Raw genomic sequence first — 15,051 nt, forward strand, 5'->3', positions numbered from 1 at the left:
GGCGGGAATTGGGGATCAGTGACCAGGCGGCCGGCGCGCGGCCTCGCGCGCCTCCCAGGCCTTCAGCGCCGCGCGCCAACGGTCCATCTCTTCGTAGTAGAGATCGAAGATGCAGGGACTGCAGCCGCTCTGGCAGCAGTCTTCATCGTTGGGCCGCTCGGGCGGCGACGGACGCGGATCGTCCTCGGAATGGGAATCGGAAGGCAAATACATGAATGCGCGGGCGATGTGGCAGTTCGGCACGCCCAGTATACGGGACCATGCGAACGCGCGTGCGGGAACACATCGGCGATGAATTCGACGGACTCGGCGCGCTCGCGAAAACACAAATAAAAACAACCGCAACAATCAGACGCGGAAATCGGCCGCCATGTCCTCGTCGCTGCGCGCCACGATATCGCCGCTGCGCGCGGCCTTGACGAACGCTTCGTAATCGCGCTCCACCTGATCCGCGTAGCTGGCCGCATAGCCCGCGAGCGCTTCGGCGAACGCGTCGCCGCGCCCGATATACGAGGCAATCTCGATGGCCGCGTTGCCCGACTTCGCGTGCGCGCGCGCCATCGCCCAGCCGCACATGCGCGCGTAGCCCGCGAGCAGCGCGCTATCGAGCATTTCGAGCTCCACCGAGAGCTTCATGTCGCGCAACTGGCGAAAGTAGAAGTGACGCCCCGAGGGCCCCGTCGACCAGCCGAGAAACAGATCGCTCGCGGCCTGCAACAAGCGCTGCCCCTGCACCACGCGCGCGCCCTCGTGCTTGAACGCCGGCCTCTTGAAATACTGGGCGATCACGGATTGGCGCGCCTCTTTCAACTGCAGGAAAAGCGGCTTGTCATGATGATCGACGAGCAGCATCACGAGGCAGCGCGTGCCCACGCTGCCCACGCCCACCACCTTGAAAACGAGATCCTGGATCGCGAAGTGTTCGAGCAGCTCGCGGCGGTCGGGTGCGAGCGTCTTCAGATAGGCCTCGTAGGTCGGCATGATCATCGAGCGCCAGTCGCTGTGCGTGAGCCAGTTGTCTTCGTGCTCGTAAAGCGAGTTCGGACCGTGCACGTGAAAGAGCGCGGGCGGGGCGTCGCGGATCGTCCAGTGCGAGGCGCCGGGCGCTTCGCTGCTTTCTCGGTCGTCTCGATCACTGCGATCACTGCGATCGCTACGATCGCTACGATCGCTACGATAGGCGAGCTTTTCCAGCATGCTTTCGTGCGTGCGGCCCGCGGCCTTCTCCATGCCGCGGCGAATCAGGCGTCGACCCTCGGGCGTGAGCGCGCTTTCCGCCATGCGGTCGAACGTGATCTTGTCGTACCAGAGTTCCAGCGCGCCGAAATTCGCGTACTCGCGCATGCGGTCGCGATAGGTGTTCACCGCCGTCATAACGAGATCTTCGGCGACGCCGCGCGAAAAGCGCAGATGCCGCGCGGCCACCACGAAACTCGCGACGAGCCGCTTGAGGTCCCACTCCCAAGGGCCGGAAGCCACTTCGTCGAAGTCGTTGAGATCGAACGCGAGCTGGCGCTCGGGCGTCGCGAAGCCGCCGAAGTTGAGCAGATGACCGTCGCCGCAAATCGGCATGGCCATGCCCGTGTTGGGCACCTGGGCCAGATCGTGAGCCTGCAGGATCGCGCTGCCACGAAAGAACGTGAAGGGCGAGACCATCATGCGCCCGTAGCGCAGCGGCACGAGGTTGGGCACGCGCCCCTCGCTGTTCTGTTTGAGCAGCGCGATGGGGTCGCGCTCGAGCTCGCCCACTTGCTTGTGGCTAGAGCGCTTGGCGCGTTCGCGCGCGGCGCGGCCAGCCGCTTCTCGCTCGGCAACAGTCCTTCCATTCATGAACGGCTCCAGTTTTCGGGAATGTTCGTGGATGATCGTGATGCACTCCGCACCGGCCGCTCAACGAGGCCGAACGCGACTGCGGTATTTAAGCGTGCGGCCCTTTTTTGCGCAAGCTAACTCACACGAATTCGCGGCCCGTGGCGAATACGCTTCGCGCTAAAATCGCCCAATGCGCCACCGGGCGCACGCCCTCTGCAAAACCCCGATCATGTCCCTCACCGCTTGGCTCTTTTTCCTGCCCGCCTGCTTCGCGCTCAATATGGCGCCGGGGCCTAACAACCTCCTGTCGATCAATGTGGCCGCGCGCCACGGCTTCATGCGCGCGCTCGTGGGCGGCACGGGTCGGCTGGTCGCATTCGCGGCGATGATCGGGCTAGCGGCAACGGGGCTCGCGTTCGTGCTGCGCGCTTCGGAGGCCATCTTCTTTGCCATCAAGCTCGCGGGGGCGGCCTATCTCGTGTGGCTCGCCGTGCAGCTCTGGCGCAGCGACACGGCCCCGATCGGCATGAAGCTCGACGACAACGCCACGCTCGCGCGCATCGCGCAGCGCGAGTGCCTCGTGGCGGCGGGCAACCCGAAGGCGATTCTCGTGTTCACCGCGTTCCTGCCGCAGTTCGTCAACGTCGCCAAGCCGATGCTGCCGCAATTCGCCGTGCTGGGCGCGAGTTTTCTCGTGCTCGAATGCGTGGCCATCGCGCTCTACTCGCTCGCGGGCATGTACCTCGGCCGCTGGCTCACGCGCGAAAGCGTGCGCCGCTGGTTCAACCGCGCGTGCGGCGCGTTTCTAGGCCTCATTGGCGTGAGCTTCCTGCTGGTCCGCCGCGCCTGATCCACGCCCGCTTCAATCCCCCTCATCTCGCGCAATATCGGAAAACCTCGGGAAAACACGTAGTCCATAATGTTTTCCTGATGATTGCGCCGATAAACTTTAACTGTCGTTAATCGACGGCAGCCCCTATGCTCAAACCATCGCCCGCGCGTGCGGCGAGTGGCGGGAATCACCCCATCACTCGCGGCGCGCTGCGGACATGCGGTTTTCAACGTCATTAGGGGAATCCATATGAAGATCTGCATCTTTGGAGCGGGCGCCATTGGCGCCATGATGGGCGTGCAGATGGCCCGCGCCGGCGCCGACGTGAGCTTCGTCGCACGCGGCCCGCATCTGGCCGCCATGCGCGAACGCGGCGCGCGTCTCTTGATGGACGGCGAGGAGTACGTCGCAAAGGTCCGTTGTACCGACGATCCGCGCGAGCTGGGCGTGCAGGACGTGGTGATCATCACGCTCAAGGCACATTCGGTGGCGGGCGTGATCGACTCGATGCAGCCGCTCATCGGCAAGCACACCGCCATCGTGACGGGCACCAACGGCATTCCCTACTGGTACTTCCACCGCCACGGCGGCAAGTTCGAAGGCTCGCGGCTCGAAAGCATCGACCCGGACGGCTCGCAATGGACGCGTCTCGGACCCGAGCGCGCAATCGGCTGTGTGCTCTACCCCGCCGCCGAAATCGAAGCACCGGGCGTGATCCGCCACGTGTACGGCAAGAAGTTCCCGATCGGCGAGCCTTCGGGCGAGCGCACCTCGCGCATCGTGCAACTGCACGAAGTCATGACGGCCGCCGGCTTCGATGCACCGATCCGCGAGAACATCCGCGACGAAATCTGGCTCAAGCTGTGGGGCAATCTCTGCTTCAACCCGATCAGCGCGCTCACGCACGCCACGCTCGACATCATTACCGAAGACCCGGCCACGCGCGCCGTCGCGCGCACGATGATGCTTGAAGCGCAGCGCATTGCCGAGCAGTTCGGCGTGAACTTCCGCGTCGACGTGGAGCGGCGTATCAACGGTGCGGGCGCGGTCGGTGCGCACAAGACCTCGATGCTCGTCGATCTGGAAACGCGCCGCCCGATGGAGATCGATCCGCTGCTGACCGTCGTGCAGGAAATGGGACACCTGGTGGGCGAAGCCACGCCGGCCATCGACACCGTGCTCGCGCTCATCAAGCAGCGCGAACGCATGGCGCAACGGGCAGCCTGAAAATAAGTAGCAACAAAATAAACGGGCCGCGCGAAAGCGCGGCCCGTTTTGCATTTGAAACTCGGAGAGAAAAGAAAAGCGCTCACGAGGAGCGCCTGAAGAAGTCAGCCGATGCGCGCAAGCGCGACGGTTTCCCGTTCGAAACGCGGCGCGACGTGCGTGTCGTGCCTGGCGTGCGTTGAAGCGGTGGTGGCATGGTCTTCCGCAATCTGGCCGTCCGCGGCGAACTGTGACCACGCGGCCTGAGCGCAAGGACGCAACGAGCGATTGCGGCGCCGTACGAGCATCGTGCTCACCATCACGACCGGCTGCAGCACGCGCGCGACGAGCGGTCCCGCCGGCACCGGCCAATGGCACGCGGCGCCCGACGCATCGCCATGCGTCGCGCGCGCGCCGTCGTCGCTGATGGGCAGGATGCCGATGCCCATGCCGAGTTGCGCCATCCGCGCGACGCCTTCGACATGCGCAAGCTCCTGGACCGGACGCCCCTCGGGCCGCAGCCCCTGGAGCGCGCGCATCACCGCACCGTGACAGCCCGCGTCGCGATTGAGCGTGAAGAGCGGCTCGCGCGAGAGCTCGTCCCAGCGCAGCGCGCCTTGCAGCGCTAGCGGATGATGTGAGGGCAGCACGGCGCACAACGGCGTGGCGGCGAGCGGCTGCACCTCGAAGTTGGCGCTCGTGAACGGCATGGCTTCGGCAATCACGCCGAAATCGGCTTCACCCTGCTCGACGGCCTGCAAAACAGCGGCTTGCGGCAAGTCCCGCAATTGCAGCGTCAGCGAAGGAAACGCCGCCGCACAACGTGCAAACGCGGCGGGAACCCAGCCCGACGACAGTGCTGGATTGCTCGCCACGAGTACGACGCCGCTATAGTCGTGATGCGCGTCGCGGCCTTCGTTCAACGCCATTTCGATCTCGTCTAGCAAGCGCCCGATGCGCCGCTCGAACCCACTGCCCGCGAGCGTGAGTTCGACTTGGCGCGTCGTGCGATCGAACAGCTTCAGATCGATGGCCTCTTCGAGATCGCGCACGCAGCGGCTTACCGCCGACTGCGTGAGCCCGAATTCGCGCGCGGCGCGCGTGAAGCTGCGCTCACGCGCGACCGCGACGAATACCTTGAGTTGCTGCAGCGAAACGTTCATCGACATGGTCTGGCCCGTGTCAGCGTGGGTTGAGCACGGCTCATTCGCCAGTCTGCTTGGACCAGTTCTGCAGGCCTGCCGGATTTGCCGAGAGCGAAGTGGAATGCTCGTCGCTGCGCTCGATCAGGCGATGGCGCATGGGCGCGAGGATGAACTTGGCGCTGACGCCCGCTGCGATCGTGATGACCGCCGCTGCGATGAACACGGCACTCCAGCCGCCTGTTGCCGAGAGCACCGAGGCCACCGGCACGAGCAGTGCAGCCGTGCCCTTCGCGGTATAGAGCGTGCCTGCGTTGGCGGCGGCATACTTGCTGCCGAAGGTGTCGGCGCAGATTGCCGGGAAGATCGAGAAGATCTCGCCCCAGAACAGGAAGATGAGTGCGGCAAACGTAATGAACGCATACGGGTTCGTGCCGTACTTCATCATGCCGAGCAGCGCGAGGCCTTCACCCACGAAGATGAAGAACATGGCGTTCTCGCGGCCGATCTTGTCGGAGATGAAGCCGCACAGCGGACGCGTAAAGCCGTTGCAGATGTTGTCGATCGACAGCGTGAGCGTGAGCAGCGGCAGCGTCGCGCCGAACACGGTCATCGGCATGCGGGCAAGGCCCCAGTCCTTCGCGATCGGCCCGATCTGCGCGGTCGCCATCAGGCCGCCCGCTGCAACCGCAACGAACGCTGCGTAGATGACCCAGAATACCGGCTGCCGTACCATCTGCCCCGGCGTGTAGTCGATGCGCGAGACGAGGCGGCGGCCCGCCGCCATGGTGGCGCGCGGTACGGGCTTCACGAGCAGCAGCGCGAGCACGAGAATCGCCACGCCCTGCAGGATGCCGAAGAAGAAGAATGTGTGCTCGTAGCCCGAACGCGAAATCATGTTCGCGATAGGAATCACGGTGACGGCCGCGCCCGCGCCGAAGCCCGCCGCGGTCAGGCCCGCCGCGAGACCACGACGGTCCGGGAACCACTTGAGCGCGTTGCCCACACAGGTGCCGTACACGCCGCCCGCCCCGATGCCCGCGAGCACCGACCCCGCATAGAGCATCGGCAGCGTGGTCGCATACGAGTAAAGCACCCATGCGAGGCCTGCGCACACGGCGCCACCCATGACGACCGGACGGGGGCCGAACTTGTCGACGAGCCAGCCTTCGATCGGCACAAGCCAGGTTTCAGTCAGGATGAAGATCGAGAACGCCATCTGGATCGAAGCTTCGCCCCAGTGATGGCGTGCGTTCATGGGCGCGACGAAAAGCGTCCACGCGTACTGCAGGTTGGCAACGAGCGCCATGCATAGCATGCCCAACACCAGTTGACCCCAGCGGTTCGTCCAAAACGGACCGCCTTCGCTCCTTTGACTGATTGCATTCATCTCGGTTGTCTCCACTATCCGATCAAGAACCGCAGCCGCTTTTCCGGCTTGCATAAATATCGACTTATAGTCTTTTAATTCATCATCCATTACCGCTTATTTTTATTCGATCAGCACATAAAAATTCGAATGAAAATACGTAATTCCCCTCTCATTCATCGAATTCATGAAGTGCCTGAAAAGCGCTTCCACCAAGCCTTTTTATCCGGGTTTTCCCGCTATTAAACGCTTTTCCAAGCGTTTACCCGCACATCAAAGCGATGCATTCGAACGCCTTTCAACTCATGCTAGGGCGATTACTCGATTACTAATAATTAAAGTTTGTTATTATGTTGATTCAGTATCCTTTATGGATCGGCCATGACCATGCGAAACGCCACGCTGCGCCAGTTGAAAGTCTTCGAGACCGTGGCGCGCCACCTCAGTTTTTCGCGCGCCGCCGAGGAGCTTCATCTCACGCAACCGGCGGTTTCCACGCAGGTCAAGCAGCTCGAGGAGCACGCGGGCCTGCCGCTGTTCGAGCAGCTCGGCAAGAAGATCTATCTCACGCCTGCTGGCACGGAGATGCTGCACTACAGCCGTGCGATCATTCAGCAGTTCCATGAAGTCGACGAGGCCATGAGCCAGCTGAAGGGCATCTCCGGCGGCAAGCTCAACGTGGCCGTGATCAGCGCGGGCGACTACTTCTTTCCGCGCCTGCTCGCCGAATTCACGCGCCGCTACAAGGGCGTGCAGCTCAATCTCTCGGTGCACAACCGCGAGCAATTGCTGCAGCAGCTTTCGACCAACCAGACCGATCTCGCGGTCATGGTGCGCCCGCCGCACACGACCGACGCCATCAACGAGCCCTTCGCCCCGCACCCCTACGTGATCGTGGCGGCGCCCTCGCACCCGCTTGCGAACAAGCGCGGCATCAAGCTGAGCACGCTTGCGAACGAAGCGTTCATCGTGCGCGAGCGCGGCTCGGACACGTGGAATTCGATGGAGGAAGGGTTTGCGGGCAAGATCACGAACCTGAAGATCGCGATGGAGATCCAGAGCACCGAAACGATCAAGCAGGCCGTGATCGCCGGCATGGGCATCGCGTTTCTCTCGGCGCACACGGTCAGCCTCGAATTGCAGGTCGGGCACCTCACGGTGCTCGACGTCGAGGGCTTTCCGGTCATGCTCAACTGGTACCTCGTGCACCGCAAAAACAAGCGCCTGCCGCCGGTCGCGCTCGCCTTCAAGCGCTTCCTTCTCGAAGAAGGCAAGCAGCTCATCGAGGACATTACCCGGGTGTCGGAGTCGTCACTGCATAAGTAAGGCTTGATGGGTCAAGGCGCATCCATCAGGCAAGCCTGATCGTTTGCGCCTTGACCGAATGAATCCTTGAATGCGTTGCTTCAGTGCAGTCCTTGGTGCAGCCCCTGGCGCAGCCTGAGCGCACCCTCGCGGCTGCGATTGCGCCGGCGGCGCGGCAGGTCCTGCGAAGCATGGTGCAGTGTACGTGGCGTTTCGAACGGTGGTTCGCAGTCCGCCAGCCAGATGTCGAGACTCGCAGGTTCGAGCGCTCCACGGCCGCAAGCCGCAACGAGCCACGCACCGGGCACGCCCGCGAAGCCGGCTCGCACGGGCGATTTCGACGCGATCCGCGAGTTCGCGTCGGCCTGCTCACCCGTAGACGCACGCATGATGCCCAGACGCGGCGCGACACGGGGGCGCGCGCCGCCCATGAGACGCACGCCGAACGCAGCGGCCAGCACGCAGGCGGCCACCAGCACGGAGAGCCCTAGTTCAGCGGCGGCAAGAATGCGCACCGCCGCAAAGCCGTAGCCCAGAATCGCGAACAAAACGAACGCAATCGCATGCACCACACGATCGCCCCGCCGGAACGGCAAGCGGCGGCGCTCGTTCATGGCTGCACCGCTGCTCATGCCAGCGCTTGCTCCATATGCGAACGCGCTCGCTGCCGCGCCAGTGAGCAGCGCGCCCAGCGTTGCCGTGACGTAAAGCGCAGCGCGCCCAGAGGCGGGCAGCGCCGGCAGCATCAGGAAGCTGATAAGGCAAACGCCGATCGACACCGCGCCCACCATGCAGCCCGCCACGGCGGTTGCTCGCGCACGCTTCGCAAGGTTGTGCCGCGCACCCAGCCATAAGCCGGCAAGCACTCCGCATTCCGCAGCACCCACCGCATCGGGCCTATACGCAACCAGCGCCGCCAGCAAGCCCGGCGGCACCGTCAGTAGCAGTGCGAACGATAACGCGAGCGCGGTGCGCACCCGCGGCGTCACCTCACGCGCATGCTTGCAGCGCGGCTTCGCGCGCTCGGGAGCGCGCCGCGCCCATGCCGGCGCGAGCGCCGCCAATTGTGCAAATACACATGCAAGCCACGCGAACAGCAGGCTGCCACCGAGCCATGCCACGTCGCCTGCCAGTTGCTCCGGCATCTCTCCTCCTCGCACGCGATACTCATGCCGCGCACGTAATCTGTTCGCGCTTCGAATGCCTACTTGCGGCGCGCATTTTTGTTGCGCCCCCCAACCGTTCGTCTCGTCGCGCGATGCATCTGGTCGTGCATCGCGCGACACGCTCGCGCGTTCTCCTGCTGACTTCGTGACCTGCTTTTCCGGCTATGCCGCCGGAACCGCCTCGCGGCCTGCGTGCGCCGAGTCCTGCGTGGCCCCTGTTTTCGCGCCCAACGCGTTCACCAGCGTGCCGATCCCTTCGATGGAGACCTCGACCGTCGCGCCATCGCCGATCGAGCCCACGCCCAGCGACGTTCCGCACGCGATCACATCACCCGGTTCGAGCGTGAGGTCCTGCGAAATCAGGCTCACTTGCTGCGCGGGCGTAAACACCATGTCGTCGAGCGGATAGTTCTGCCGCTCCACGCCATCGAGCCGCGTCACGACGCGCGCGCTGCGCCAGTCGAAACCCGAAACGATAGCAGGCCCCAGACAACAGAATGTATCGAAACCTTTGGCGCGGCACCATTGCGGGAAGTGCGGATTTTCCGCAAGCAGGCCCGCAGCGGTCACGTCGTTGACGATCGTGTAGCCGAAGATCGCGTCCTCTGCCTCGGCAAGACTCGCATTGCGGCAACGCTTGCCAATCACGATGCCGATCTCGCCTTCGAAGACGATTTTCCCCGCATAGTGATCGGGCCGCCGAATCGGCACACCCGAACCAATCACCGACTCCTTCGGTTTGATCAGAAAGAGAGGATGCTCCGGAACCGGCTTTTCAAGCTTCAACGCAAGCGCATGAAAATTGTTCCAGAGCGCCACGACCTTGCCCGGCGTGCAGGGCGCGAGTGGCGTGAGCGTGCGCAGCGAGAGCACCGCGCCAGTGGGCACCGGTTGATCGAGCCCTTCGTATTCGTGCAGATACCCATCTTCTACGCGGCCGAACACGATACTGCCGTCGTTCGCCATCAAGCGCATCCATGTGTCCATGCTTCGCTCCATCGTTGCGTGGCGCGCGGCACGCTAGTGCCGCGCGGTCCATCGGTTCAAAGATTCAGTCGTTCATGGGCACGGGCGCATCGTTGCGCCCGCATCGATCTTCGTGTGCCGCTTCCTGCCGGCCGTTCAGATCGCGCCCGAAGCGCGCAGCGAACGGATATCCGTCGCGCTGTAGCCGAATTCGGCGAGCACTTCGTCGGTGTGCTCGCCCAGCAGCGGCGAGCGCGTAACCTCGGTGGGGCTGTCCGAGAGCTTGATCGGGTTGCCAACCGTGAGGTACTTGCCGCGCACCGGATGATCGACCTCGACGATCGTGCCGGTATCGCGCAGCGATTCGTCGGCGGCAATCTCTTTCATCGAGAGAATCGGACCGCACGGAATGTTCTGCCGATTAAGCACGGCCATCGCTTCGAACTTGGTGCGATGCATGGTCCAGCGCTCGATCTCTGCGAAGATCTCCTTGAGATGCGGCAGGCGTGCGCTGGCCGTGGCGTAAAGCGGATCGTCGATCCATTCCTCGCGGCCGATCAGCTTGCAGATGCGGTCCCACACGGGCGCCTGCGCGATGAAATAGATGTACGCATTGGGGTCGGTCTCCCAGCCCTTGCACTTGAGAATCCAGCCCGGCTGGCCGCCGCCCGAGGCGTTGCCCGCGCGCGGCACGGCGTCGCCGAAGCTCTCGTTCGGGTACTGCGGATACTCCTTCATGACGCCGTCGCGATCGAGCCGCTGCTGGTCGCGCAGCTTCACGCGGCACAGGTTGAGCACGCCGTCCTGCATGGCGGCCAGCACCTTCTGGCCGCGCCCGGTGTGAGTGCGCTGATACAGCGCCGTGACGATGCCGAGCGCGAGATGCAGGCCCGTGCCGCTGTCGCCGATCTGAGCGCCGGAGACAACCGGCGGGCCGTCGTCGAAGCCCGTGGTGGAGGCGGCGCCACCCACGCATTGCGCGACGTTCTCGTAGACCTTGCAGTCCTCGTAAGGGCCCGGGCCGAAGCCCTTCACCGAAGCCACGATCATGCGCGGGTTGAGCGTCTGGATATGCTCCCAGCTGAAGCCCATGCGTTCCATCGCGCCAGGCGCGAAATTCTCGACGAGCACATCGCATTCGCGGATCATCCGCTCGAGCACGCGCTTGCCTTGCGGATTCTTCGTGTCGAGCGTGACCGACCGCTTGTTGCCGTTGAGCATCGTGAAGTACAGGCTGTCCGCGTCGGGAATGTCACGCAGTTGCTCGCGCGTGACGTCGCCGGCGCCGGCGCGCTCTACCTTGATAACGTCCGCGCCGAACCATGCAAGCAATTGCGTGCAGGTCGGGCCCGATTGCACGTGCGTGAAATCGAGAATGCGCACCCCATCCAGTGCCTTGCCCATGTCATGTCTCCCTTGGTTAGTCGTGGCCGGGCGAGTTTCGAAAAATCGGTGGACTGCGGGAGCGCCTGGGCGTCCGCGGTTACTGCTTTTCTGCGTCCTTGTTCAATACAGTATGTGATATATCACAACGAAGCAAGAGGGGATTTACCGCGTGCAGATGCAGGCCGAATCAGCCGAAAGCCTTATTTGGTAAGGCTTTGAAGGAATTTATGCCATTTTGGCGCGCCACGAGGAAGGGAAAACCCCGAGTCGAGAGTGGCGAGATATTTTAGATTCGGTGTGCGGGATGGGGTGTCTCGTCTTGATGCGCATAAAGTTCGGCCGGAGCGTCTTCGCCCTCCCCTCGTCCACGCTTGCTGCAGCCAAAGCAAAAAAGGCGGGAGACCATAGGGTCTCCCGCCTTTCTCAAGCGAATGACTACGCCACCGCGCTTAGTCCAGAAAGTCGCAATGCTTCTCGACGTAAGCCGCAAGATCGAGCGAATGCTGGCGCACGAGTCGCTCTGCAAGCTCGGTGTCGCGCTTTTCGAGCGCCTCGATAATGCGCAGGTGATCGACGATCGAGCGCGAAGCGCGATCGCTCTGCGAGATCGTCATACGCCGGATCGCGCGCACGTGCACGAAGATGTTCTTGATCGTATCGAGGATCAGTTGCGACTTCGATAGCTCGACGATCGCCTGATGGAACGCGATATTGGCGTCCGAATACTCGGCGATATGCTCGGCCGGCGTGCTGTCGCGGAAGTTGTCGAACATGTGGCGCAGCTTGGCGATTTCCGCGTCCGTCGCGTTGGTTGTCGCGAGGCGCGCGGCCATGCTTTCGAGCGCGGCCCACATCTGGATCATCTCGACGATCTCGCGCTTGCTCTTGCGCACGATATAGATGCCGCGGCGCGGCACCATGCGCAGGAAACCTTCCTGCTCCAGCAGCGTCATGGCCTCGCGCACCGGCGTGCGGCTTACGCCTAGTGTTTCGCTCAGCACGCGCTCGTCCAGCCGGATTTCTTCGCGTGTCTGATAGATATCCGCGTCGGCGATGGCCTGGCGCAACATCGCGTAAGCCTGATCGCGCAGGCTCAGCGTGGCGTTGATGGGTTGCAGCGCCAGCTTGAGCGACGCGGCTTCCCGGGTAGCGACTGCTTCAGTGTGTTCTGACGACATTCATTGCCTCTTTAACAACCTGCACGCCGACCAGCGGGCGGCGCTTTGCATGCAAGTCCAGCTTCGCGCGCGGCGCCACGCCGAGGCCGACATAACGACCATGCTCGGCCGCCTGCTCGATGGCCGCCTGCGGCAGCCATTTGGCGATCATAACCGTTGCCGCCGAGCCTAAGCCGACAATTGCCAAACCGAAGAGTGCGAGAGAGATGAAATCCATTTGAAGCTCCACAAGATTGAATCATTGAATGACTCAATCATATGCTGCGGCGCGACAAAAATCAATATTTCGTATGTGATATATCACATACGAGTGCGGGTATTGTTGTCTTTCCGCAGCACCTCTCTTCAAGCCCTCAGATCGCCAAAATCGTTCCGCATGAGAAAAAAAGCCATCCTGACGGAAACCGGCGCGCGCGACAAGGGGCGCGATGACAGACCGCGGACAAGACGAAGCGACTGCGACCGTGTACGCCCGGACGGCCATTGCAGTTCCTCCTACAAATTGTATTGACAGTGCATGCGCGCCCCCCGCACACTCGACCCATGCACACATCCATCCCCTTCATCCACGTGAACGCGATGAATCACCCGTGGCATATGCCCAAAGGCATAGCACGGGGAATGTGTGCGGACGAGCAATCCGGGTAGTCCAGTCTGTCGTCACGCAAATCACACAGCCCCGCCGGCATCGACGGGGCTGTTGTTTTTTGTGTGACCGTGTCCCGTCCGTCGGCTCCCATCATGGAGAACGCGATGGATTCCGCTTCACAGCATGCCGATCAGGAAGGCGCTTCTGGCCCTTTCAGTGTTTCCAGTATTTTTGCCGCCCCCGCGCACGACGATGCGCTGCCAGCCTTGTCGATCCACTTCGCCGTGCCCGCGACCGGCACGTTCACGTGGCGCGTGCGCGCGGACGGCACGCTGCGCGTCCATGGCGCGCGCGTCTGGCTCACGCGCGCCTGCTCGCCTTACGACCACTGGCTGAGCCCGGGCGAAACGCTGAGGGTCTATCGCGGCGAACGCCTCTGGCTTAGCGTGGACGCCGGAAACGCCGCCGCACGCGTGACGCTCACGAGCGCATGGCGGCCGCCGTTTGCAACAGTGCGGCGCACGGCCGGACGTTGCGCCGACTGGTTTGCCCTGCTCACGACGCGCCGTCTTGTGCGTTAGCGGCTTCGTCCTGCCCTACCGATGCAGGCGTCCGCCACAACGCAAGCGGGCGCCGCTTTAAACCCACCACGATGCAAAAAGGCCTGGCAGACCGCTCACGCGGCGCGCCAGTCCCTCATCAAGCGGCAAACACGTCAGAACTTGTGCCGCAGGCCCAGATTGAACATGGTCTGCGTCGCCGTGCCGTTATAGCCGTACGAGCCAATCGACGCCTCGGCTGGCATCGAGCCGCCCAGGCCATCGCCCTGGTCTCCACTCGCGTGCTGCCAGCCCGCGGTCATATAGATGTCGGTGCGCTTCGAAAGGCTGTAATCCGCGCCGATCGACACCTGGTGGTAGTTCGCGTTCGTGTCGCCATTGGCATGCGTGTAGGTGTAGCCAAGGCCGAGCAGGAGCACCGGACTCAGTTGATAGTTCACGAAGCCCTGGCCCGTGTTGTACTTCTCGATGCTGCGGAACACCGAGCTGCCGTCCGGCGCGTATTGCGCGTTGCTATAACCGAGGCCGAAGATGAACTGGCCAAGCGAGTATTGCGCCGCCGCGCGCGCAATGGAGAGTGAGTGGGCGCTCACATAGCCGCTGTTGATGGAACTGTCGAAGGTGCCGTCCGAAGTGCTGCTCCAGCCGGTGGTCCGGATACCGGTGCCCGCCTGGCTGTTAGCCGCGTAGAAATAGCCGCCCGCCAGCGAGATCGGCCCGTTGTTATAGGCGACGGCCGCCGAATACGACTGTTCAGCCCCGGTAGAGCCGGCGATGCCGCCGAACGAATACATGGCAGCGGCCTGCAGGCCGTTCCAAACCGGCGTGGTGTACTTGACGGCGTTGTTGACGCGGAAGCTGTTGTCGTAATTGTCGACGTCGCCGGGCGTCGCGAAGACCGAACCCAGGTAGTTGTCCTCGGTGATGGCCTGCACGAGGTCGACCACCGGGTCATATTGGCGCCCGAGCGTGAGCGCGCCGTACTGCGCCGCGGTCAGGCCCACGTACGCCTGCCGGCCGAACAGGCGGCCGCCCTGGCCCAATGCGCCCGTCGACGGATTGAAGCCGCTCTCCAACTGGAAGATGGCCTTGAGGCCGCCGCCCAGATCCTCGGCGCCCTTCAAGCCCCAGCGCGAGCCCGAAAGATTGCCGTAGCTGCTGTTGCCGAGCGACCAGAGATTTTTGTTGCCGTTGGCGTGATTGACGTAGGTAATGGATGTATCGAGGGTGCCGTACAGCGTGACGCTGGTCTGTGCATGCGCGACGCCGGCGGCGCCGAGCGCGACGAACGAAAGCGAAGTCAGGACGAGTTGTTTCACGTCTTTCTCCCGGCGCAGTCGAACTTCCGCAGTCAAACAGCACTTGACCGGACCAGACTACCTCCACCGACACGCGAAGTAAAAGAATTAAAAAGCGTGTCTCGAATTGGTCACAGCGGTTTCAGAAAGGATCCAATCCGGCCGTAAACATTGTGTCGCAGGACGATACAATGCCGCGCTTCGCGCCCCCTGGATCATCCGGCCCTTTGAGGTTTCGCTCG

Annotated in this window: 14 protein-coding genes; 4 read left to right on the forward strand and 10 right to left on the reverse strand. The window is 63.2% G+C overall.

The features are described from left to right. Positions 1–15 precede the first annotated feature (15 nt). Together HV773_RS16255 and HV773_RS16260 are read right to left on the reverse strand one after the other, a co-directional pair. Positions 16–213 carry an oxidoreductase-like domain-containing protein gene (locus HV773_RS16255; RefSeq protein WP_175195462.1) on the reverse strand — a complete coding sequence of 66 codons (198 nt, stop codon included), beginning with the start codon at positions 211–213 and terminating at the stop codon, positions 16–18. Between the two features lie 135 nt (positions 214–348). Then, positions 349–1,830: a DUF2252 domain-containing protein gene (locus tag HV773_RS16260; RefSeq protein WP_175195464.1), complete on the reverse strand. Its 1,482-nt coding sequence runs from the start codon at positions 1,828–1,830 to the stop codon at positions 349–351. Positions 1,831–2,041: 211 nt separating this feature from the next. On the opposite strand from HV773_RS16260, the gene HV773_RS16265 reads away from it, so the two are divergent. Together HV773_RS16265 and HV773_RS16270 are read left to right on the forward strand one after the other, a co-directional pair. After that, on the forward strand, positions 2,042–2,662 hold the full coding sequence (locus HV773_RS16265) for a LysE family translocator (RefSeq protein WP_175195466.1): 621 nt from the start codon (positions 2,042–2,044) through the stop codon (positions 2,660–2,662). A gap of 231 nt (positions 2,663–2,893) precedes the next feature. Beyond that, positions 2,894–3,871, forward strand: coding sequence for a 2-dehydropantoate 2-reductase (locus HV773_RS16270; RefSeq protein ID WP_175195468.1), 978 nt, complete (start codon positions 2,894–2,896; stop codon positions 3,869–3,871). A 104-nt stretch (positions 3,872–3,975) separates the two neighbouring features. Here HV773_RS16270 and HV773_RS16275 read toward each other — a convergent pair whose 3' ends face one another. After that, positions 3,976–5,013: a LysR family transcriptional regulator gene (locus tag HV773_RS16275; protein WP_175195590.1), complete on the reverse strand. Its 1,038-nt coding sequence runs from the start codon at positions 5,011–5,013 to the stop codon at positions 3,976–3,978. A gap of 40 nt (positions 5,014–5,053) precedes the next feature. Further along, complete coding sequence (gene oxlT / locus HV773_RS16280) at positions 5,054–6,382, reverse strand: oxalate/formate MFS antiporter (RefSeq protein ID WP_175195470.1); 1,329 nt, start codon at positions 6,380–6,382, stop codon at positions 5,054–5,056. A gap of 360 nt (positions 6,383–6,742) precedes the next feature. Here oxlT and HV773_RS16285 point away from each other — a divergent pair, with 360 nt between their 5' ends. After that, positions 6,743–7,687, forward strand: coding sequence for a LysR family transcriptional regulator (locus tag HV773_RS16285; protein WP_175195472.1), 945 nt, complete (start codon positions 6,743–6,745; stop codon positions 7,685–7,687). A gap of 80 nt (positions 7,688–7,767) precedes the next feature. On the opposite strand, the gene HV773_RS16290 is transcribed toward HV773_RS16285, so the two are convergent. From HV773_RS16290 to HV773_RS16310, 5 genes are all read right to left on the reverse strand, one after another. After that, complete coding sequence (locus HV773_RS16290) at positions 7,768–8,811, reverse strand: hypothetical protein (RefSeq protein ID WP_175195475.1); 1,044 nt, start codon at positions 8,809–8,811, stop codon at positions 7,768–7,770. Positions 8,812–8,994: 183 nt separating this feature from the next. Beyond that, positions 8,995–9,819, reverse strand: a complete 825-nt coding sequence (locus tag HV773_RS16295) for a fumarylacetoacetate hydrolase family protein (protein WP_175195477.1) — start codon at positions 9,817–9,819, stop codon at positions 8,995–8,997. 135 nt (positions 9,820–9,954) lie between these two features. Beyond that, entirely contained in the window at positions 9,955–11,202 is a 1,248-nt protein-coding gene (gene frc, locus HV773_RS16300) for a formyl-CoA transferase (protein WP_175195479.1), read from the reverse strand. Positions 11,203–11,633: 431 nt separating this feature from the next. Next, a complete protein-coding gene (locus tag HV773_RS16305; RefSeq protein WP_175195482.1) occupies positions 11,634–12,362 on the reverse strand; it encodes a GntR family transcriptional regulator in 729 nt (242 codons plus the stop codon). Next, positions 12,343–12,579 (reverse strand): hypothetical protein, encoded by a 237-nt coding sequence (locus HV773_RS16310; protein ID WP_175195484.1) that lies wholly within the window; start codon positions 12,577–12,579, stop codon positions 12,343–12,345. Before HV773_RS16310 ends, HV773_RS16305 begins: the two co-directional genes overlap by 20 nt. Positions 12,580–13,115: 536 nt before the next feature. Between HV773_RS16310 and HV773_RS16315 the strand changes: the two genes are divergently transcribed. After that, positions 13,116–13,532: a DUF2917 domain-containing protein gene (locus HV773_RS16315; RefSeq protein ID WP_175195486.1), complete on the forward strand. Its 417-nt coding sequence runs from the start codon at positions 13,116–13,118 to the stop codon at positions 13,530–13,532. Between the two features lie 134 nt (positions 13,533–13,666). Here the strand turns inward: HV773_RS16315 and HV773_RS16320 are convergent, their stop codons facing one another. Beyond that, complete coding sequence (locus HV773_RS16320) at positions 13,667–14,830, reverse strand: porin (protein ID WP_175195487.1); 1,164 nt, start codon at positions 14,828–14,830, stop codon at positions 13,667–13,669. Between the last annotated feature and the right edge of the window lie 221 nt (positions 14,831–15,051).

This window comes from Paraburkholderia caffeinitolerans (assembly GCF_902859945.1).
GTDB classification, from domain to species: domain Bacteria; phylum Pseudomonadota; class Gammaproteobacteria; order Burkholderiales; family Burkholderiaceae; genus Paraburkholderia; species Paraburkholderia caffeinitolerans.

Coding starts and splice junctions, on each gene's coding strand:
- HV773_RS16255 (WP_175195462.1), bottom strand. CDS start 213: ATGTATTTGCCTTCCGATTCCCATTCCGAGGACGATCCGCGTCCGTCG.
- HV773_RS16260 (WP_175195464.1), bottom strand. CDS start 1,830: ATGAATGGAAGGACTGTTGCCGAGCGAGAAGCGGCTGGCCGCGCCGCG.
- HV773_RS16265 (WP_175195466.1), top strand. CDS start 2,042: ATGTCCCTCACCGCTTGGCTCTTTTTCCTGCCCGCCTGCTTCGCGCTC.
- HV773_RS16270 (WP_175195468.1), top strand. CDS start 2,894: ATGAAGATCTGCATCTTTGGAGCGGGCGCCATTGGCGCCATGATGGGC.
- HV773_RS16275 (WP_175195590.1), bottom strand. CDS start 5,013: ATGAACGTTTCGCTGCAGCAACTCAAGGTATTCGTCGCGGTCGCGCGT.
- oxlT (WP_175195470.1), bottom strand. CDS start 6,382: ATGAATGCAATCAGTCAAAGGAGCGAAGGCGGTCCGTTTTGGACGAAC.
- HV773_RS16285 (WP_175195472.1), top strand. CDS start 6,743: ATGACCATGCGAAACGCCACGCTGCGCCAGTTGAAAGTCTTCGAGACC.
- HV773_RS16290 (WP_175195475.1), bottom strand. CDS start 8,811: ATGCCGGAGCAACTGGCAGGCGACGTGGCATGGCTCGGTGGCAGCCTG.
- HV773_RS16295 (WP_175195477.1), bottom strand. CDS start 9,819: ATGGACACATGGATGCGCTTGATGGCGAACGACGGCAGTATCGTGTTC.
- frc (WP_175195479.1), bottom strand. CDS start 11,202: ATGGGCAAGGCACTGGATGGGGTGCGCATTCTCGATTTCACGCACGTG.
- HV773_RS16305 (WP_175195482.1), bottom strand. CDS start 12,362: ATGTCGTCAGAACACACTGAAGCAGTCGCTACCCGGGAAGCCGCGTCG.
- HV773_RS16310 (WP_175195484.1), bottom strand. CDS start 12,579: ATGGATTTCATCTCTCTCGCACTCTTCGGTTTGGCAATTGTCGGCTTA.
- HV773_RS16315 (WP_175195486.1), top strand. CDS start 13,116: ATGGATTCCGCTTCACAGCATGCCGATCAGGAAGGCGCTTCTGGCCCT.